Here is a 16,189-nt window from a genome sequence, read left to right on the forward strand (position 1 = left end):
CAGGCCACTAGTCTTCACTCCAGTACCCATTCCGCCAACTTTCCGGTCACTTGTGTCATCAATACGTTCTCGACATCGCGGGCACCCGCCGCGCTGCACTTGGCCAACACCGCCTTGACAATCCCCGCATCAAACTCGAACTGCTTGCCGGTGGCCGCCTTGTAGCGCTCGCGCAGCTTCTCCAGTTTCGCCAGGACGATTGCTTCCAGCGTCGTCTCGTCCAGTGGCCGATAAGGCACTGTTGTCATGCGTGCCAGGAACGCCGGTCGGAAGGCCTGCACCAGCACCTTGCGCAGACGCTCGTTAAAGGCATCGTTGCCCAACTGCGCAATCGGTGTATCGAGAATCAATTGCGCACCGACATTGCTGGTCGCCAGCATCACGGTGTTCTTGAAGTCCACCACCAGCCCGGTGCCGTCCTCCATCACGCCCTTGTCGAAGACGTTGTAGAACGCTTCCAGCACGTCCGGGTGGGCCTTTTCGATTTCATCCAGCAGCACCACCGAATAAGGTTTGCGCCGCACGGCTTCGGTCAGTACGCCACCGCTGCCATAACCGACATAGCCGGGCGGGGCGCCTTTCAGTTGGCTGACGGTATGGGCTTCCTGGTACTCGGAAAGATTGATGCTGATCAGGTTGCGTTCGCCGCCATACAAGGCGTCCGCCAGGGCATAAGCGGTTTCGGTCTTGCCCACGCCGGTAGGGCCAAGCAGCAGAAATACCCCCACCGGTTTTTGTGGATCGGTCAGCCCGGCCCGATAGGCCTGCAAACGCTGGGCTATGGTTCCCAGAGCCGCCGATTGGCCCATCACCCGCTGGCCCATGCGTTGTCCGAGGGTGCGTACCGCATGGGCTTCGTCGGCGAGCATCTTGCCCACGGGAATCCCGGTCCAACCGGCAATCACCGCCGCCACGGTTTTCGAATCGACCTGTTCGGGTACCAGTGGATCGTCCTGGCGAATGGCATCGAGCCCGGCTTCCAGGCGCACCAGTTCGGCGGCAAGGGTGTCGATGCGACTGTCGGTTTCTTCGTCGGATTTGCCGTTGTCCAGGCTGTCGCTCAAGGCGAGCAATTCACGGCGTTTTTCCAACAGTTCGCGCACGGCCTCGCGCTCTTCGCCCCAGCGGATTTCCAGCTCGTGAATGGCTTGCAGATTGTCGGTGGATTCGCTTTCCAGCACGGTGATGCGTTCACGATGATCCAGCCCCGTCGCTTGTTCGCGGCGCAAGCGGTCGAGTTCTTCCTTGAGGCTCTGCTGGCGATGACGCAGGCTTTCCAATGGTGGCGGAATATCGTGCTGGCCGAGAGCGACCCGTGCGCAGGCGGTGTCGAGAATGCTGATGGCCTTGTCCGGCAGTTGTCGTCCGGAGATGTAGCGGTGGGACAACTTGACTGCGTCGTGAATCGCCGCATCCAGCACCTGCACGCCGTGGTGCTGTTCCAGCTTGGCGGCCACGCCCCGGAGCATTTCCACGGCAGTGGTTTCGTTGGGCTCTTCAACCTGCACCAACTGGAAACGCCGGGCCAGGGCCGGGTCCTTCTCGAAGTATTTCTTGTATTCCATCCAGGTGGTGGCGGCGAGGGTGCGTAATTCGCCTCGGGCCAGCGCCGGCTTGAGCAGATTGGCCGCATCGCTGCCACCTTCCGCGCCGCCTGCGCCGATTAGGGTATGGGCTTCGTCGATAAACAGGATGATCGGTTTATCGGCGGTGCGAACCGCATCGATCACCCCCTTGAGGCGTTGTTCGAATTCGCCCTTGATCCCGGCCCCGGCCTGCAACAGGCCCAGATCCAACACCCGCAGGCTGACTTCCTGTAACGAGGGTGGCACGTCGCCGGCGGCAATGCGCAGGGCCAGGCCCTCGACCACTGCCGTCTTGCCGACCCCCGGCGCGCCCACCAGGATCGGGTTGTTCTGCCGGCGCCGCAGGAGGATATCGATGCACTGGCGGATCTCGCCGTCGCGGCCGACGATGGGGTCGATGCGCCCAGCGTGGGCATCGGCGGTGAGGTCCTGGGTGTATTGGTCGAGCACTGAGTCCCGCGCCGTGTTCTGCTGGGCGGGCTTCTCCTTGGCAGCGGCAGTCGAACGTTTCGGCCCGCTGTGTTCGCGAGAGTTCTCCGTCCATTCCAGCAGATTGGCGCGCAGGGTATCGCGAGGAATCTTCAGCAGCGACGAGGCGCTGTTGAGCAGCAGGCTGCGCCGCTCATCGCGATCGAGCAGGGCCAATAGCAACAACCCCGAGCGAATGCTATCGAGGCCGAGCACGCTGGCCTGGACCACCACATCTTCCAGCAGGCCGATGGTCTGTGCCGACAGGGCTGGGGTGCGGGTGCTGCCGGACTTGAACAGTTCCAGCGCCTGGTTGATCTGCGCCGACAAGGCATCGCGCTCCAGGCCGAAACGCGGCAGCAGCCAGGCAAAGTCACCGCCTTCGATCTCCAGCAGTTCCAGCAACAGGTGCTCGATTTCCACATAGTGATGACCCCGTTGCAGGCAGCGCTGGGCAGCCTTTTCCAGAGCGCGACGGTTGTCGGCGTTGAGGCGTCCGATCAGGCTGCCCAGTTCCATGCTCAGGTGATCTCCTGTGGGCGCAAGCGAGTTTCGATTCGTTGCACATGGTCAGTGGGTTGCGCTTGCAGGCCGCCATTCCAACTCAGTTGCGGCGGTGCGCCGCTGTCGAGGGTCAATGGCCCGGCGTCGCTGATCAGCAGGGTCAGGTTGCAGTCCAAGTCAGGGCCGAAGTACAGGCCGGCGAGAGCGGCCAGGGCCGGATGGGCCTCGCCGTCGGGGAGAAAGCGCGCAGCCTGGCGGTTGCGCAGCGGGCCCAGGGTCAGGCGGATACCGGCATGTTCATCCCAGACCCGTGTGCCGGCGACGGCATCGCGCCCCAGGGTCAGATTGCGGCCACCGGGTAGCATGCGACTGCGACTGGCCGAGGGGATCTCCCGCCAGGCACCGATATAGGCCTCGACCGCCACCGGTATGTTGAAATGCCCGCGTACCACCGCCGCGAACCCCGCCAATGACCGTCGCCCGCCAGCGAACAGCGCGCTGCGTGCCAGTACCGCCGCATCGGGCAAGGCACCGCGATCATGCAGGGCGTTGGGCAACAAGCCCGTCAAGGCGCGCAACTGGCGGTGTACAGGGGTGGCGGCGGGCAATGCAAAGCCCACGGCGACCCGGTGCTTGCGCATCACCCGATACAGCAGGCTGATCAATCGGTGCTGGAACAGATCGAGGAACTCGGCAGGGGCGTGGTCCTTCTGCCGGGCTCGTTGTTGCAACCATTCCTGGTCGGCGTAGGGCAATGGCCCATCGGGGCCGCCGAGACCGAACACCGGCGTGGTCAACACCGGTTGCCGGCCCTCGGTTTCCTTCAGGCTTTGCACTTCACTGCTGGGGAACAATGGTGTCAACGGTCCGCGCAGGCGCATGGCCTCGGCGTCGGGTGCGGTGCCGGTGCCCAGTGGCACCGCCTGCGGACATTCGCATTCGAGCAACAACAGGGCCTGCAACAATTCGAAGGCCTGCGGGGCGTCGCGCAGTTGTCGACTCAGAGGGACAGTGGCTGGCCGGGTTGGGGTTGCCATGTCTTGACCTCCTTGTCGGACTGGACCAGCACCGTGCGCACGAAGCGATTGGCGGTGGCATAGAGTGAGAAGAACTGTGCCAGCACGGCGCTAAACAGCACCGCACTATGGCCGACAAAGCGTTGCGGATCTAATTGCACGCGCACTTCCAGGCCATTGCGCCAACCGCGCCAGGCATCTTCGCCGACATGCGCGGCCACCCGCTCGCAGGTCATTCCCAGCAGTCCTTCGATCTGCCGACGGACACTGGCCTCGTCGCGCAGGTTATGCAGTTCGAGGATTTCCTTGAGGGCGTCGAGGGCTCGCGGGCCTTCCACCAGCGACAGGTGATTGAGGGTCAGTTGCGACACCAGTTTCCAGCGCGACTCGCCATCCAGGCGCGGCAGGCTCTGCGGGCTGGGCGGATTGCGCAGGCGTGCCCAGGCCACCGGGCCGGGGCGCTCGAAACCCAGTGGCGTACCGGCGCCGAGGCTTTGCGCCAGGTATCGGTTGGTACACAGCAGTTCGGCGGTGACACTGTATTGCGGTGCGTCTTCGCGGGGGTTGAACCGGGTGTCCACCAGGCTCAGCATCAGGTCGCTGCCCAACCGGTTGGGCGTCAGCCCGCTGATGCGCCGGGCATGCCAGTACAGGTGGCTTTCGCCCAGCGCATGCTGGCTGCCGTAGTAGGCCGCAACCTTCTGCACGCCGTGTGGGGTCATGGCACGCAAGCCACGGATGCTGTGGATCTCCACGCTGTTTTCCCGGTGGCTGTCGGCGACCAGCCGGTATTCGCTACGGGTGCCGTCCGGGCGCAGGGGTTCGGATGTGCGCGGAAACAGATTGAGCGCCGGACAGCAGCCCAAGACGATATCGCTGGCCTGCAGGCGCAGACGGCTGCCAGGCGTGCGGTCGAATACCAGGTACAGATAGAGGATGTCACTGTCGTCCCGGCCACCGCCGAAAGGCACATCGAAGAAGCTGAATTTATCCGGGAAGGCAAAGTATTCAGCCAGCAGGCGCAGGCCCGGATGGACGCCGTCTTCTTCCGGCAATAAAGCTTCGTCGCTGGCGAAACCGACTATCTGCGGTAAACCGTCGAGGGGTTGTGGCGGGGCGCCGGGCGGACCGGCGAGTACGTGGGTGGCATGGGCACCGAGCAGGTCGTAGAGCGTGGCGTTGACCACCGGTGAGGCGCCCAGGTGCAAACGCAATTGGTGCGCCGCCAGCTCTGACCAGAGGGTCTTGCCTTGACAGCGAAAGCTCAGGCGCAGGGCCGAGCGTGCCTGGTTCAGCCCGGTCAGGGCCTGGGCTTCATCACGGTCGAGCAACACCGCCTCGGTGATCTCCAGGGGCCACAGATTGACCTCGGCGCTGGTGCGCAAATGGATGCTGTCACCTTGGCGGGTGGTGACGAACAGTGGCGTATCCCGAGGCAGACGATAGCCGGCGGCCAGATTGCCTTTGCTCGGGTCCGGTTGGAACTGGACGATGGCACAGGAGGGTAAAGGGCGCACCGCCAGGGGATAGAGTTGTTCCAGTAGGGCGTCGCTGAATTGCGCATAGTCATCGTCCAGCCGGCGCTGCAGGCGTGCGGTCAGCAGGGCGAAACCTTCCAGCAGGCGTTCGACATGGGGGTCGGGGCATTCGCCGGGCGACAGCTCCAGCCGGCGTGCCACCTTGGGGTATTGTTGGGCAAAGATGCTTCCGGCATGCCGCAGCCAGGTCAGCTCCCGTTGGTAATAATCGAGCAGTTCAGCGTCAATCGAATCGCTCATGGCTGACCTCGAGACCCTGCTGGGTCTGCTCGATGACAAAGGCCACGGGCCAATGTCGATCACCACTGCGCAGAGCACCATGCAGGACGATACTCAGTTGCTGGGGCTGGCCTGTCACGGCACGCACATCGACTTCATCGAGGGCCAGACGAGGCTCGAAGTGCTCCACGGCCTGGCGGATTTCCCGGGCCAGCTTGCGGCGGTCGTCGCTACGCTGGCTTTGCAGTGAGGTCCAGTCGGCGATGCCATAGTCGAGAATGCTGGGTGGCGAGGTCATGGCCGCGCCCGCCCGGCGTGTGTTGAACAGGCGCAGCAGTTCGCTGCGCACCGAGTTGGCCAGTGCCTGGTGATTGAAGGCTTCCAGCGCCTGCGCCTGATCCTCGCCACCGGCAAGGCGCTCAAATAGCGGGGCAAGTATGCCGGTCGCTGCCATGGCCGCCCGGCTCCCTTACTTAACCAGCTTGTTGGCGGCCATGTCCCAGGTCGAGGCGGCGGTGCCTTCCTTGGTGCCGTCATCCTTCTGGGCGGTGAGTTCCCATTTGATCTTGGTGAAGTTCAGCGAGATGGTCTCCACGGGCTTGCCGCCGGCACCGCCGCTGACGCTGACGTTGGACAGCACCACGTTGCTCAGGGTGTAGATGATGAACGGCAGCAATTGCCCGCTGCCTTCGGCGGCGTTACGGCCGATGGTGACTTTCGCCTCCGGGATCGGTTTGCCGGCACAGCAGTATTCATTGAGCGACGGGGTCGAGGTGTCGACGAACTTGGTCAGGGTGAATTCGCCGATATGCGGCTTGCCCGACGTCCGTTCCGAGTTGCTGACGTCGTTGGTCACTTGCATCGCCACGTTGTGGCTGTAGGACATGATTTCGATTTTGTCCTTGTAGCCCTCAAGCAAGCTGTCGCCTTTGATGTCGCCGCCGAGGTCGAGAATGATTGCATCCATCGCCTGAAACTCCTGAAAGGATTGTCACTGGAAGGAAGAGGAAAAACCGCCGGTCCGGAGACCGGTGGGCACAGGCTCAGGCCGCGACCGGTGGTGGCAGGCTGGCGACCAGGCGGATCGAAGCCGTCAGCTCCTCCAACTGGAAGTGCGGCCGCAGAAACACCGTGGCTCGGTAGGCACCGGGCTTTCCGGCGATTTCCGTGACGTCGATCCGGGCTTCGCGCAACGGGTATTGCGCCTTGATTTCCTGGGGCGCGTTGTCGTTGATCAGCACGTAGTCGGCGATCCAGTTGTTGAGATAGGTCTGCACGTTGTCGCGGGTCATGAAGCTGCCGACCTTGTCGCGCATGATCACTTTCAGATAGTGAGCGAAGCGCGACGCCGCCAGCACGTAGGGCAACATCGCCGAGATCCGCGCGTTGGCGTTGGCCTCGTTGGTGTTGTAGAGCTTGGACTTATTGGTGGTCTGGCCGCCGAAGAATACCGCCACGTCGCTGTTCTTCTTGTGACACAGGGCGATAAAGCCGAGGTCGTTGAGCTCCTTCTCGCGACGGTCGGTGATCGCCACTTCGGTCGGGCACTTGAGCGACAGGTCGCCGGAGCTGGTGCGGAAAGTATGCGCCGGCAGGCCCGCCACCGCGCCACCGCCTTCGGCGCCACGGATCGCCGCGCACCAGCCGTAGTTGGCAAAGGCTTCGGTGATGCGTTGGGACAAGGCCCAGGCAGCATTGCCCCAGAGGTACTTGCTGTGGTCGGAACCGTTCACGTCTTCGATGTAGTTGATGCCTTCGACCGGCTTGGTGTCGGGGCCGTAAGGCAGGCGCAGCAGGGTGTGCGGCAGCACCAGGGAGACATAACGCGAATCTTCGCTTTCACGGAAGGAACGCCACTTGATCAACTCCTGGCTTTCGAAAATCTTCGACAGGTCGCGGGGTACGGCCAGCTCGGTGAAACTGGTCATGTCGAACAGCTTCGGGCTGGCGGCGGCGATGAACGGCGCGTGGGCCGCGGCCGCGACATTCGACAATTTCTCCAGCAGGCCAATGTCCTGGGGGTGACGACCGAAGGTGTAATCGCCTACCAGCACGCTGTAGGGGTGTCCGCCGAGGGTGCCGTACTCGTCTTCGTAGATTTTCTTGAACAGCGAGCTTTGGTCGAATTCGACGGCTTTTTCCAGGTCGTTTTGCAGTTCTTTCTGGCTGACATTGAGCAGCCGCAGTTTCAGCCGCGAGCTGGTCTCGGTGTTCTGCACCAGCATGTGCAGGCCACGCCATGAGGCTTCGAGCTTCTGCATGTCCGGGTGGTGATAGATCTCATTGAGCTGGGCGCTGATCAGTTGGTCGATCTGGCTGATACGGTCGTTGATCATCGCCACCGTGTCTTTGTCGATCGCCATGCCTTCGTCGAGGACCTGGGTGGCGAACTCCGCGAGCATGTCGCGGGCATATTCCTGTTGGCTGTCGTCATGGGCCATGCGCCCGTCGGCAATGATCTGGTCCAACAGGGATAACGTCTGGGTACTGCCTTCGCTGCTGGTATTTTCGGCACTGGCTGAACTGGGCATGACAAATCCTCCGTGGGTGGGTCGACGATCAGGCTTGCGGCTCTTCGGCTGCGGCGCCGTCTTCATTGGCGACCGGGGTGTCCTGCACGCGGGCGGACGATTTGATCTGCTGCAAGCCTTCGGTGTTGGCGATCACGTCGCGCAGCAGCTTGTCCAGATCGTCGTTGCCGTCGAGCTTGGTCAGTAGATCGCGCAGGCGCTGACGGGCCTCGAACAGGCGGCGCAACGGAGTGACCTGCTCCACTACTTTGACCGGATCGAAATCGTCGATATGGCCGAATTTGAGCTCGATATTGAGCTTGCTGTCGTCATTGGCCAGGGTGTTCTTGACCTGTAGCACCGAGCGCGGAGCAATGGAGGCGAGGACTTCGTTGAAATTGTCGCGATCGATCTCGACGAAGCGTCGCTCGCTGAGTTTCGCCGGCGGGTTGACAGGCTTGCCCGACAGATCGGCGAGAATGCCGACGACCAAGGGCAATTCTTTTTTCTCGATGGCGCCACCGGTCTCCACGTCGTAGGTGATCTGGACGCGCGGCGGACGAATCCGGTCGAGCTTGTGCTGGGTACTTTCGGCCATGTGGGCTGACTCCGATGCGTTGAGCGGGCGCAATGCAGCGGTTACCCGTGATCGCTTCCCTCGCCGAACCGCGAAAGCCAGACAGGGGGTGGAGCACACGATCCCGCCAATCTTTCGTCGGTCCCTCCAATTCGTCGCGATGACGAACTACCCAAGACGCTAGAACAGGTCTATAAAAAAGCAAGGCAAAACACTATGTGACCTACACAAGAAAGGGAAAATTCAATTTTGTCGCAAAAAATTCTTATATTGGTAGTGGTACTGGCATTGTCAGGCTGTTCGTTTTTCGAGCCCAGGGTCGGTATGGCGAGGCTCACCCTGGACGTGGCGCCTCTGGCCAACGACAACACACCGATCGCCGTGGATTTCGTCGCGGTGAAGGACCCCGACCTGCTCAAGCAAGTGGTGGGGATGAGCGCCAAGCAGTGGTTCGGCGAGCGTGAGCAGTTTCAGCGCGATTATCGCCAGCAAGTCAGTGTGTGGGGACTGGAGCTGGTTCCCGGACAGTTTGTCGCCGAGCAGGACTTCCCGTTGCGGGGCGAGAAGGCGGCTGGACTTTTGGTGTTCGCCAGCTATAACACTCCCGGTGCGCACCGGCTCAGGCTGGATGATCAGCAGGAGGCTTGGCTGAAGTTCAACAGCCGGGAAATGAGTCTGTTGAATCCGACCGATCACTGATGCGCGTCGCTCAGGTGCACTATCGGATGTCGAGGGGAGGCCTATGAGTCTGTTACCTGATGCGGTCTGCTGGTACGAGGGTATGCAATTGCTGCCCCAGCACTTCCAGTTGCAGGGCCTGCGAGGCGAAGCCCTGGCCGCGCACTTGGTCCAGGCGGGCAATCCGTGGTTCTGGGGGGTCGAACAACTGGAGATCGATCCCTCCGCGCTGTGTGCCGGGCAGGTGCGTATCCTGTCCCTGCAAGCCACCTTTCCCGACGGCTTGCCGGTGAGCCTCGACGCCGCCGACGGCGCGCGCCTTGAATTGGAGGTCGGCGAGGCTATCGATAACTCGACTCAGTCGATGGTCACGGTCTACCTGGCGGTTACGCCGCTCTGGCGGGCTGGGCAATTGCGCGAGCTCCAGGGGCGCCTGCAATCGCTGACCAGCGAGGCGTTGCCGGACTTGACCAGTGGACAGAACCCGCAACCGGTCACGGTCTGGCGGCCGAATCCGCACCTGTGCACCGACACCCAAAGGGCCGATTCGATCTGTTTGCCGCTGCTGCGTATCCGTAAGGAGGGCGGCGGTTTCGTTCAGGTGCCCTATGTCCCGCCTAGCCCAAGATTGCTGCCGGAGTCGCCCTTGGGGCGGCGGGTGGCGGCACTGTGTGCGCGGGCCCGGGAAAAGTGTCTGTTTCTCGCCGGCCGCCTGCGCCAGGCACAGCAGGCGGGCAGTCAGGAGGATGCCGCGCAAATCCGCCGTCAACTGGGTGCGCTCTGGGCTCGCCTGCCGGAAGTCGAAGGCCTGCTGAATAGCCGCATCGCCACCCCTCAAGCGCTGCACGGGGTGTTGTTGGGGATGGCGGGGGGCTGGTCGCTGCTCGATCCGCTGGCCGGGGTGCCGGCGTTCATGCCGCTGGATTACCTGGATCTGCGACGCGGTTACGAAGAGGTACTGAACTGGCTTGAACTGGACCTGGAACTGATCCGTGTCGGTTATCGCTGCCTGCCGTTCGAGCAGACCGGTGAAATGTTCTCCCTGCAACTGCCCGAGCGCCAGCCCCGGCAGCGTCTGGTGATCGGCCTGCGAATGCCTGCTGGCGCCGGCGAAAGCGCGGCGATCGAATGGTTGGAGCGCACCATCATTGCCTCCGACAGCCACCTGACCGTGCTGGCCCGACAACGCATGCCCGGACTACGTCACCACGTCATGAGTCGCCAGGAACAAGTAGCCTACAGCGTCGGCAGCGACACCCGGCTGTTTGTCGTCGAGGCCGAGGGCGAGTGGTTCGATCCCGAACAACCGCTGCGTATTATCGCGCCAGCCTCGAAGCTGGCGATCAACCCGTGGCAGATCGTCCTGTTCGTCGAGCAGGCCAGTGAAGCATCGTAGTCAAGGAAGGGGAAGGCAATGCCAGATGGAAACATCGGAACGGGCTTGCAACAGTCACCCTTGAGCAGCGCCTTTCGCCAGGCCTGGTTGGAGTGGCTGGAGGCCTGGAGCGGCTTGAACAAGGACGACGAGGATGTGCCACGGCAGGTCGGCACGGTGGCGGAGTTTTCCACGAAGATCAGTCGCAAGCTCTGGCGCGGCGCCTTTGCCAGTGTCGGTGACTCGGCCGAGCATCAGGTCAAGGCCACGGTGTATGCCTTTGTCGCATTGGTGGATGAAACCCTGTTGTACGCCACCTGGCCGGGGCAACCGACCTGGCAGAGCGATCCCCTGGAGTCGCTGCTGTATGCCTCGCGCCATGCCGGCGAGCAGATTCCCCTGGCAATCGAGAAACTCCTGGCGGACGAAGTGCCCGCCAGTCGCGACCTCGCCAACGTCTACTTGCAATGCTTGATGCTCGGTTTTCACGGGCGCCTGCGTGGAGAAAGCGGGCTGGTCGTGCATGAAAAGTGGCGCCGTGCGTTGTTTGCCTTCGCCTGGCAGCGTGAGCCGGATTATGTCGATGTCAGCGATTGCCTCGAGCGCCCGAGCAATGTGCCGGCGCGGCGGCTGCCGACTCGCCAATCGCTGCCGGACGGCCTGCGCCTGGCCTTGGCGATTCTCGTGGGGACGCTGCTGCTGATCGGCCTCAGCCACTACTTTTGGTACGACATCAACGCGCAGGTGCAATCGGCGATGCGGCAAGACCGTGTCGATGCATCGGCGGAGCAGAACCCTTGAGTACCCCGGCGATTCTCACCGGGGTGGTCGGCGTGCTGCTGGTGCTGGCGTTGCTGGCCCTGGCGATCTGGTGGTTACGCACCCAGAGCGGCGCGGCGATTCGCAGTTTCTACGGCGCCGTTCGGCAGATGGAGCAGGAACAGGGCGTGCGGGACCGCTATCAGTTGCGCTGGTTGTTGATGCTCGGCAACGATGTCCGGGGCGCGCAACTGTGTTCCAGCTGGCATCTGCTGCCCACGGACAAGCCGGCCTGGTTCGGGCGCTGGTGGTCCGATCCCGATGGCGCGGTGCTGGTGGTGCCAGAGGCGTTGTTCCTGCCGGATGAAGGGCTCAAGCTCAAGCGTGGCAGTTGGTGGCGGTTGCTTGGGTTGATCCTGCGCTTACGTGCCCGGCGCCCGCTGGACGGGGTGATCTGGACCGTCTCGGCCAGTCGCCTGTGGGACGATGAGCAGGCAGCGGCCCTGGGTATCGCGGCCCGCCGGCGTTTTATCGACTTATTGCAGTACCTGGGCCTGAGTCTACCGGTGTATGTGCTGGTCACCGACATGGAGCAGATCCCCGGCTTCCAGGAACTGATCGCCGCGTTGCCCAAGGCGTCCCGCGAGCGGATCCTTGGCTGGACTTCACCATTTGCTCCGGAAACCCTCTGGCAATCGGAATGGAGCGACCAGGCACTGGACCAGGTGACACGGGTGCTGGTGGAGGCGATTAGCGAAATCGGCGCGCTGTCTGGGCACTTGGGTGAAGACTTGTACGGCCTGCCGGAGCGTTTCGAGGCCCTGCGCGGCAACCTGCAGACCCTGCTCGATCCGGTTTTCCAGGGCAATGCACAGAACGAGGCTCCGCAGTTTCGCGGTGTGTATTTCACCGCCAGCGAGGCGTCGAGCTCGGCGTCGGCGCTTTGCGCCGGCGATGTCCCACTGCTGCAAAGCACCTTCTCCCGGTCGCTCTGGCAACGGCGGATCGCTGCCGAACAGGGCTTGGCCCAAGTGGTGCCACGTCTGTTACGGTTGCGTCGGCGCTGGCAGCGGGTGGTCGGCGTGACGGCGGCGCTGGTCGGGCTGGTCTGGGCGGTGGCGATGGTCTGGGTCTGGCAGGATTCGCTCAAGGATGCCCGTGAGCTGGCGCAGTTGTTGGAGGGCGCGCAGAAGGGCTATGTCACGGTGGTTGACGAAAATCACCGGCTGGGGCCGACCCGACGCAATGTACAGGCGTTCTGGCAGCTTATGGAACAGTCGCCGCGTTGGCACTTCACCTCGCTGGTATTGCCCAGTTCCTGGTTTTCCTACCTCGATCATGAGCGTGACCGGATGCTGCGCGACATGGCCATGAAGCATATGGTGCTGCCGCTGGGTGAGTTGTTGCAGATGAACCTGACGCAACTCAGGGCAATCCAGAACACCGACCGGCGTCCCAACCTGGAAGGCGAAGACCCGGCGCAGTGGCAGACCTACGTCAAATCCAAGGATCTGGTGGAGCGGGCTACGGCGTTGGAACAGCAATACCTGTTGTTTACCAAGGCGGTGAACAACCACAAAACACCGCTGGATGAGCTGGCGTCCCTGGGCAACCTGGCCCTGGGGCTCAACCTCAATGCCGGGACGCTCCAGCGGGCGGCATTCTATAACCAGCACTTGGCAAAGATGGACCTGTCGAACCTGATACGCCTGGACCTGCCGACCGAGCGCCTGACCATCGGCGAAAACTTTAAGGAGCTGATGGGGCGCTGGTTGGATCAGTACTATTTGGCCGAAAACTTCGTCCGCCAGGCGGGCTACCTGAAGTTGCACCTGGACCAGTTGGAGTCCGGTGCGGTGAACTCCCTGACGGAGCTGGAAGACCTCAAGGCGATGATCGAGGACCTGCAGGCGGTGGTCAGCCTGACCAACTCCACCTGGAGTCGCGGTAAGGGCCAGGATCTGGTCCCCGGCTACAGCGCACTGATGGACAAGGTACGTCAGAGTGCTTTGCTCGGCGCACCGCTGGAGCAGAGCCTGGAAGATCAGGCGGCGAGGCTGCGGCAGAGTTTCCGCGACCAGTGGATCGCCAAGGCCGGTTCTCGGGGCAACCTGCTGATCCAGCAAGGCAGCGGCCAACTGGTGTTGCAGGAGCATGTCCTGCAATTGAACAACGCCATCGCGGCGCTGTTTCGGCGCGATTTTGTCGCCATGGCCATGCGTACCGACGACAGTGCCGGGAGCAGCTATCAGAGCCTCGACAGCGACGACCTGAACAATGCCCTGACGTATTTTGCCAGCTACAAGAGTTACGCCAGCGAGGACATGCCGCGCATCCCGCCGGCCTATCGCGGACCGATGCTGCGTGTCGCCGAAAATGCTGCAGCCAAGGCCATGTGGCTGAGCGTTGAAGGCAATCGCGGTCAGGCAGCGGGGACGGCAGCGTTCAATATCAAGACCGATCAGGCGTTGGCGGTACACAGTGCGTTTATCGAGCTTAAGCGGGCAGACCTGGCGAGCAACCTGCAAAACTCCCTCAACCGCCGGGCGCTGGCCGAGGTCAGCAGCGGCCTGGAGCAGATCAATGCGCAGGCGGTGTTCCACGAGCGGGTCGATATCGACAGTTGGGATGGCTCGAAGAACCTCGGCTTGCAGTTGTTCCGAGCCAACGATGTGCCGGACCTGAAGCTCGATCTCAAGCAGCAGTTCACCGCCATGCAGAATATTGCCGAGGCGCGGGCGCCGGCGCTTGAGTGGCTCCGGGTCCAGCAGCGCAACCTTGGGGTGGGGGACTATGAGCGATTCACGCGCCTCAATTCCCTGCACGATGAATTACTCAAGTACAAGGAGCAGAACCCGGCCAGTTCACCGGCGTTGATCGAGCAACTGGTCAGTCGTGATTTTATCGATATGGACGCCGGCAGTTGTGCCCAGATCCTCTCGTCGGCCAACCTGCCGGCCGACCCTGGCGAGTTGGCGTTGCGGGCGGTGACCTTGCAGCAGGAGGCCATGCGTCGCTGCCAGGCGTTGCAGCAGGCACAAGCGATCAGCGCCTGGAATGAGTTGGCCGGTTACTTCAACCAGTACCTGTCCGAGCGTTTTCCGTTTTCCCACGGTGTGCAGGCGGCGGATGCCGAACCGGCGCGGGTCCAGCATCTGCTTGAGCTGATCGACACCCGCTTGCCCAAGGCCCAGGCTGGCCTGCTGCTGAGCCAGTCGCCCGAACGGCTGGCAGCGGCGGATTTCCTCGAACGCTTGAAACAGGCGCGGGTCTGGCTCGGACCGTTGTTCCGGCGAGACCCGAGCGGGATGATCGGCTTTGACATGGAGGTACGCTGGCGCACCGACCGCGAGGAGGAGCGCGGCGCCGATCAGGTGATCGCCTGGAGCCTGAATGCCGGCAGCCAGCAGATCAACTATCCGGGAGAGGCCCAACAGCGCTTGCGTTGGATGCTCGGGCAACCGATCCGTCTGATGCTGCGCTGGGCGCGCAATGGGTCCGAGCGACCGGTCAGCGATCCGCTGCAACCGAGCCTGGCGGTCGCCGACTTGGAAGCCGATTGGGAGTATGGTGGACCATGGTCGTTGTTGCGGATGATGCGTTCACACCTGTCGGTGATACGGCAGCCGAACATGGACTACAGTGACTTCCCCCTGACCTTGCGCCTGCCGGTGCGCGGTTCGATCAACGGTGACAGCCAGACCACCATGTTTATCCGCCTGTCGCTGATGACCCAGGGCGGCAAGCTGCCATTGTCGCTGGTGCCGCTGCCGGTGCGGGCGCCGGCGTCGCCTTTTTCGAATTTTGGCACGGCCAGCACCGTGAGCAGCCATCCGGGGGCCTTATGAATCAGTCGGGCAGCGGATTGTCGCTGTTGGTGGAACCGCTGCTCGTGGCGATTTGCGCAGAGGCGCCGTGTGGGCAGAACCTGCGCTACGAGGCCGACTACGATCGCTTACGCGAACTGCGGCGCGAGGATGACACCAGCCTGTCCAATGGGGTTTGGGAAAAGGAGATCAAGCGGGCCGAGTGGGCCGGCGTCGAACAGTTGGCCAGCGAGATCCTGCGCAGCCGCAGCAAAGACCTGATGGTCGCGGCCTGGCTCGGTGAGGCCTGGTTGCACCGGCATGGGCTTGAAGGGTTGCGGGCGGCATTGGCGTTGCTGCTGGGGTTGTGCGAACGCTACCCCGACCAGTTGCACCCGCAGGCCGAGGAGGGCGACCGGTCCTGGCGGGTGACACCCGTGGACTGGCTAGTGCGGCGCTATGCCGAGGTGCTGCATACGCGGGTGCCGTTGTTTGCCCCCGGTGGCGGCAACGATTTTTCCGGAATGAGCCTGTATGGCTGGCAGCAGTTGCAGGGCCGGCAAGTGCTGACTGGGGACAACAAGAGCGCCAAGGCCATCGTCGAGGCGGCACGGCTGGAGCAGCAGAAGGTCAACGAACTGATTCGCGCCACGCCGCTGTCCTGGTGGCTGCACAACCAGAATCTGTTGCTGGCGTCGTTGCACCAGTTGGAAGCGCTGGAGCAGTGGGTCGACCATTATTTGGCGGAGCTCGCCCCGACTTGCGGGCCTTTGCGTGACGTCATGCAGGCCTTGAGCACACTGACCCAGGAGTTTATCGCCATGCACCCCCAGCAACCTGAGCCGCCCGTGGTACCGACCCCTACCGATGTCGAGGAGGATGAGCCGGTAGCTGCCGCCACCACGCAGCAGGCATCTCGCCCGGCTGCTCCTTGCAGTCGCGAGGAGGCTTACCGGCAGTTGTTGCTGATTGCCGACTACCTGGCCAAGACCGAGCCTCACAGCCCGGTACCCTATGTGGTCAAGAAGGCGGTGGCGTGGGGCAACAAGCCGTTGAACGAGCTGTTGTCGGAGTTGATTTCCTCCGATGCCGAGGCACGGCGGGTGTGGGCATTGCTGGGTGTGTTGTGACAATTGTCGGGCAACCTCGTTTG

12 protein-coding genes are annotated in these 16,189 nt (G+C 62.9%); 5 read left to right on the plus strand and 7 right to left on the minus strand.

Annotated features, from left to right (window positions below; translation table 11 throughout):
- Window positions 1–14: 14 nt before the first annotated feature.
- From tssH to tssB, 7 genes are all read right to left on the minus strand, one after another.
- Complete coding sequence (tssH, locus tag BMX68_RS08435; RefSeq protein ID WP_017133684.1) at window positions 15–2,573, minus strand: type VI secretion system ATPase TssH; 2,559 nt, start codon at window positions 2,571–2,573, stop codon at window positions 15–17.
- Between the two features lie 2 nt (window positions 2,574–2,575).
- Window positions 2,576–3,595: a type VI secretion system baseplate subunit TssG gene (tssG, locus tag BMX68_RS08440; protein WP_017133683.1), complete on the minus strand. Its 1,020-nt coding sequence runs from the start codon at window positions 3,593–3,595 to the stop codon at window positions 2,576–2,578.
- Complete coding sequence (tssF, locus tag BMX68_RS08445; RefSeq protein ID WP_017133682.1) at window positions 3,559–5,352, minus strand: type VI secretion system baseplate subunit TssF; 1,794 nt, start codon at window positions 5,350–5,352, stop codon at window positions 3,559–3,561. Before tssF ends, tssG begins: the two co-directional genes overlap by 37 nt.
- A complete protein-coding gene (gene tssE, locus BMX68_RS08450) occupies window positions 5,336–5,785 on the minus strand; it encodes a type VI secretion system baseplate subunit TssE (protein ID WP_017133681.1) in 450 nt (149 codons plus the stop codon). The genes tssF and tssE overlap by 17 nt, the downstream gene beginning before the upstream one ends.
- Before the next feature lie 15 nt (window positions 5,786–5,800).
- A complete protein-coding gene (locus BMX68_RS08455) occupies window positions 5,801–6,298 on the minus strand; it encodes an Hcp family type VI secretion system effector (RefSeq protein WP_017133680.1) in 498 nt (165 codons plus the stop codon).
- A gap of 76 nt (window positions 6,299–6,374) precedes the next feature.
- Complete coding sequence (gene tssC, locus BMX68_RS08460; RefSeq protein ID WP_017133679.1) at window positions 6,375–7,862, minus strand: type VI secretion system contractile sheath large subunit; 1,488 nt, start codon at window positions 7,860–7,862, stop codon at window positions 6,375–6,377.
- 28 nt (window positions 7,863–7,890) lie between these two features.
- The gene (gene tssB / locus BMX68_RS08465) at window positions 7,891–8,439 is read right to left on the minus strand and encodes a type VI secretion system contractile sheath small subunit (RefSeq protein ID WP_017133678.1); all 549 of its coding nucleotides are present in this window, start codon (window positions 8,437–8,439) and stop codon (window positions 7,891–7,893) included.
- Between the two features lie 303 nt (window positions 8,440–8,742).
- On the opposite strand from tssB, the gene BMX68_RS08470 reads away from it, so the two are divergent.
- From BMX68_RS08470 to tssA, 5 genes are read left to right on the plus strand one after another with little or no spacing between them, the layout of a single operon-like run.
- Window positions 8,743–9,117: a hypothetical protein gene (locus tag BMX68_RS08470; RefSeq protein WP_017133677.1), complete on the plus strand. Its 375-nt coding sequence runs from the start codon at window positions 8,743–8,745 to the stop codon at window positions 9,115–9,117.
- A 43-nt stretch (window positions 9,118–9,160) separates the two neighbouring features.
- A complete protein-coding gene (tssK, locus tag BMX68_RS08475; protein WP_026013368.1) occupies window positions 9,161–10,492 on the plus strand; it encodes a type VI secretion system baseplate subunit TssK in 1,332 nt (443 codons plus the stop codon).
- An 18-nt stretch (window positions 10,493–10,510) separates the two neighbouring features.
- Window positions 10,511–11,272, plus strand: a complete 762-nt coding sequence (locus BMX68_RS08480) for a DotU family type IV/VI secretion system protein (RefSeq protein WP_017133675.1) — start codon at window positions 10,511–10,513, stop codon at window positions 11,270–11,272.
- Window positions 11,269–15,078, plus strand: a complete 3,810-nt coding sequence (locus BMX68_RS08485) for a type VI secretion system protein (protein WP_017133674.1) — start codon at window positions 11,269–11,271, stop codon at window positions 15,076–15,078. The genes BMX68_RS08480 and BMX68_RS08485 overlap by 4 nt, the downstream gene beginning before the upstream one ends.
- Window positions 15,075–16,166, plus strand: coding sequence for a type VI secretion system protein TssA (gene tssA, locus BMX68_RS08490; protein WP_074862031.1), 1,092 nt, complete (start codon window positions 15,075–15,077; stop codon window positions 16,164–16,166). Before BMX68_RS08485 ends, tssA begins: the two co-directional genes overlap by 4 nt.
- Window positions 16,167–16,189: the final 23 nt, after the last annotated feature.

This window comes from Pseudomonas agarici (assembly GCF_900109755.1).
GTDB lineage: Bacteria > Pseudomonadota > Gammaproteobacteria > Pseudomonadales > Pseudomonadaceae > Aquipseudomonas > Aquipseudomonas agarici.

Bases quoted from the DNA above. Each gene is read 5' to 3' on its own strand.
- tssH (WP_017133684.1), bottom strand. From the start codon at position 2,573: ATGGAACTGGGCAGCCTGATCGGACGCCTCAACGCCGACAACCGTCGC.
- tssG (WP_017133683.1), bottom strand. From the start codon at position 3,595: ATGGCAACCCCAACCCGGCCAGCCACTGTCCCTCTGAGTCGACAACTG.
- tssF (WP_017133682.1), bottom strand. From the start codon at position 5,352: ATGAGCGATTCGATTGACGCTGAACTGCTCGATTATTACCAACGGGAG.
- tssE (WP_017133681.1), bottom strand. From the start codon at position 5,785: ATGGCAGCGACCGGCATACTTGCCCCGCTATTTGAGCGCCTTGCCGGT.
- BMX68_RS08455 (WP_017133680.1), bottom strand. From the start codon at position 6,298: ATGGATGCAATCATTCTCGACCTCGGCGGCGACATCAAAGGCGACAGC.
- tssC (WP_017133679.1), bottom strand. From the start codon at position 7,862: ATGCCCAGTTCAGCCAGTGCCGAAAATACCAGCAGCGAAGGCAGTACC.
- tssB (WP_017133678.1), bottom strand. From the start codon at position 8,439: ATGGCCGAAAGTACCCAGCACAAGCTCGACCGGATTCGTCCGCCGCGC.
- BMX68_RS08470 (WP_017133677.1), top strand. From the start codon at position 8,743: ATGGCGAGGCTCACCCTGGACGTGGCGCCTCTGGCCAACGACAACACA.
- tssK (WP_026013368.1), top strand. From the start codon at position 9,161: ATGAGTCTGTTACCTGATGCGGTCTGCTGGTACGAGGGTATGCAATTG.
- BMX68_RS08480 (WP_017133675.1), top strand. From the start codon at position 10,511: ATGCCAGATGGAAACATCGGAACGGGCTTGCAACAGTCACCCTTGAGC.
- tssA (WP_074862031.1), top strand. From the start codon at position 15,075: ATGAATCAGTCGGGCAGCGGATTGTCGCTGTTGGTGGAACCGCTGCTC.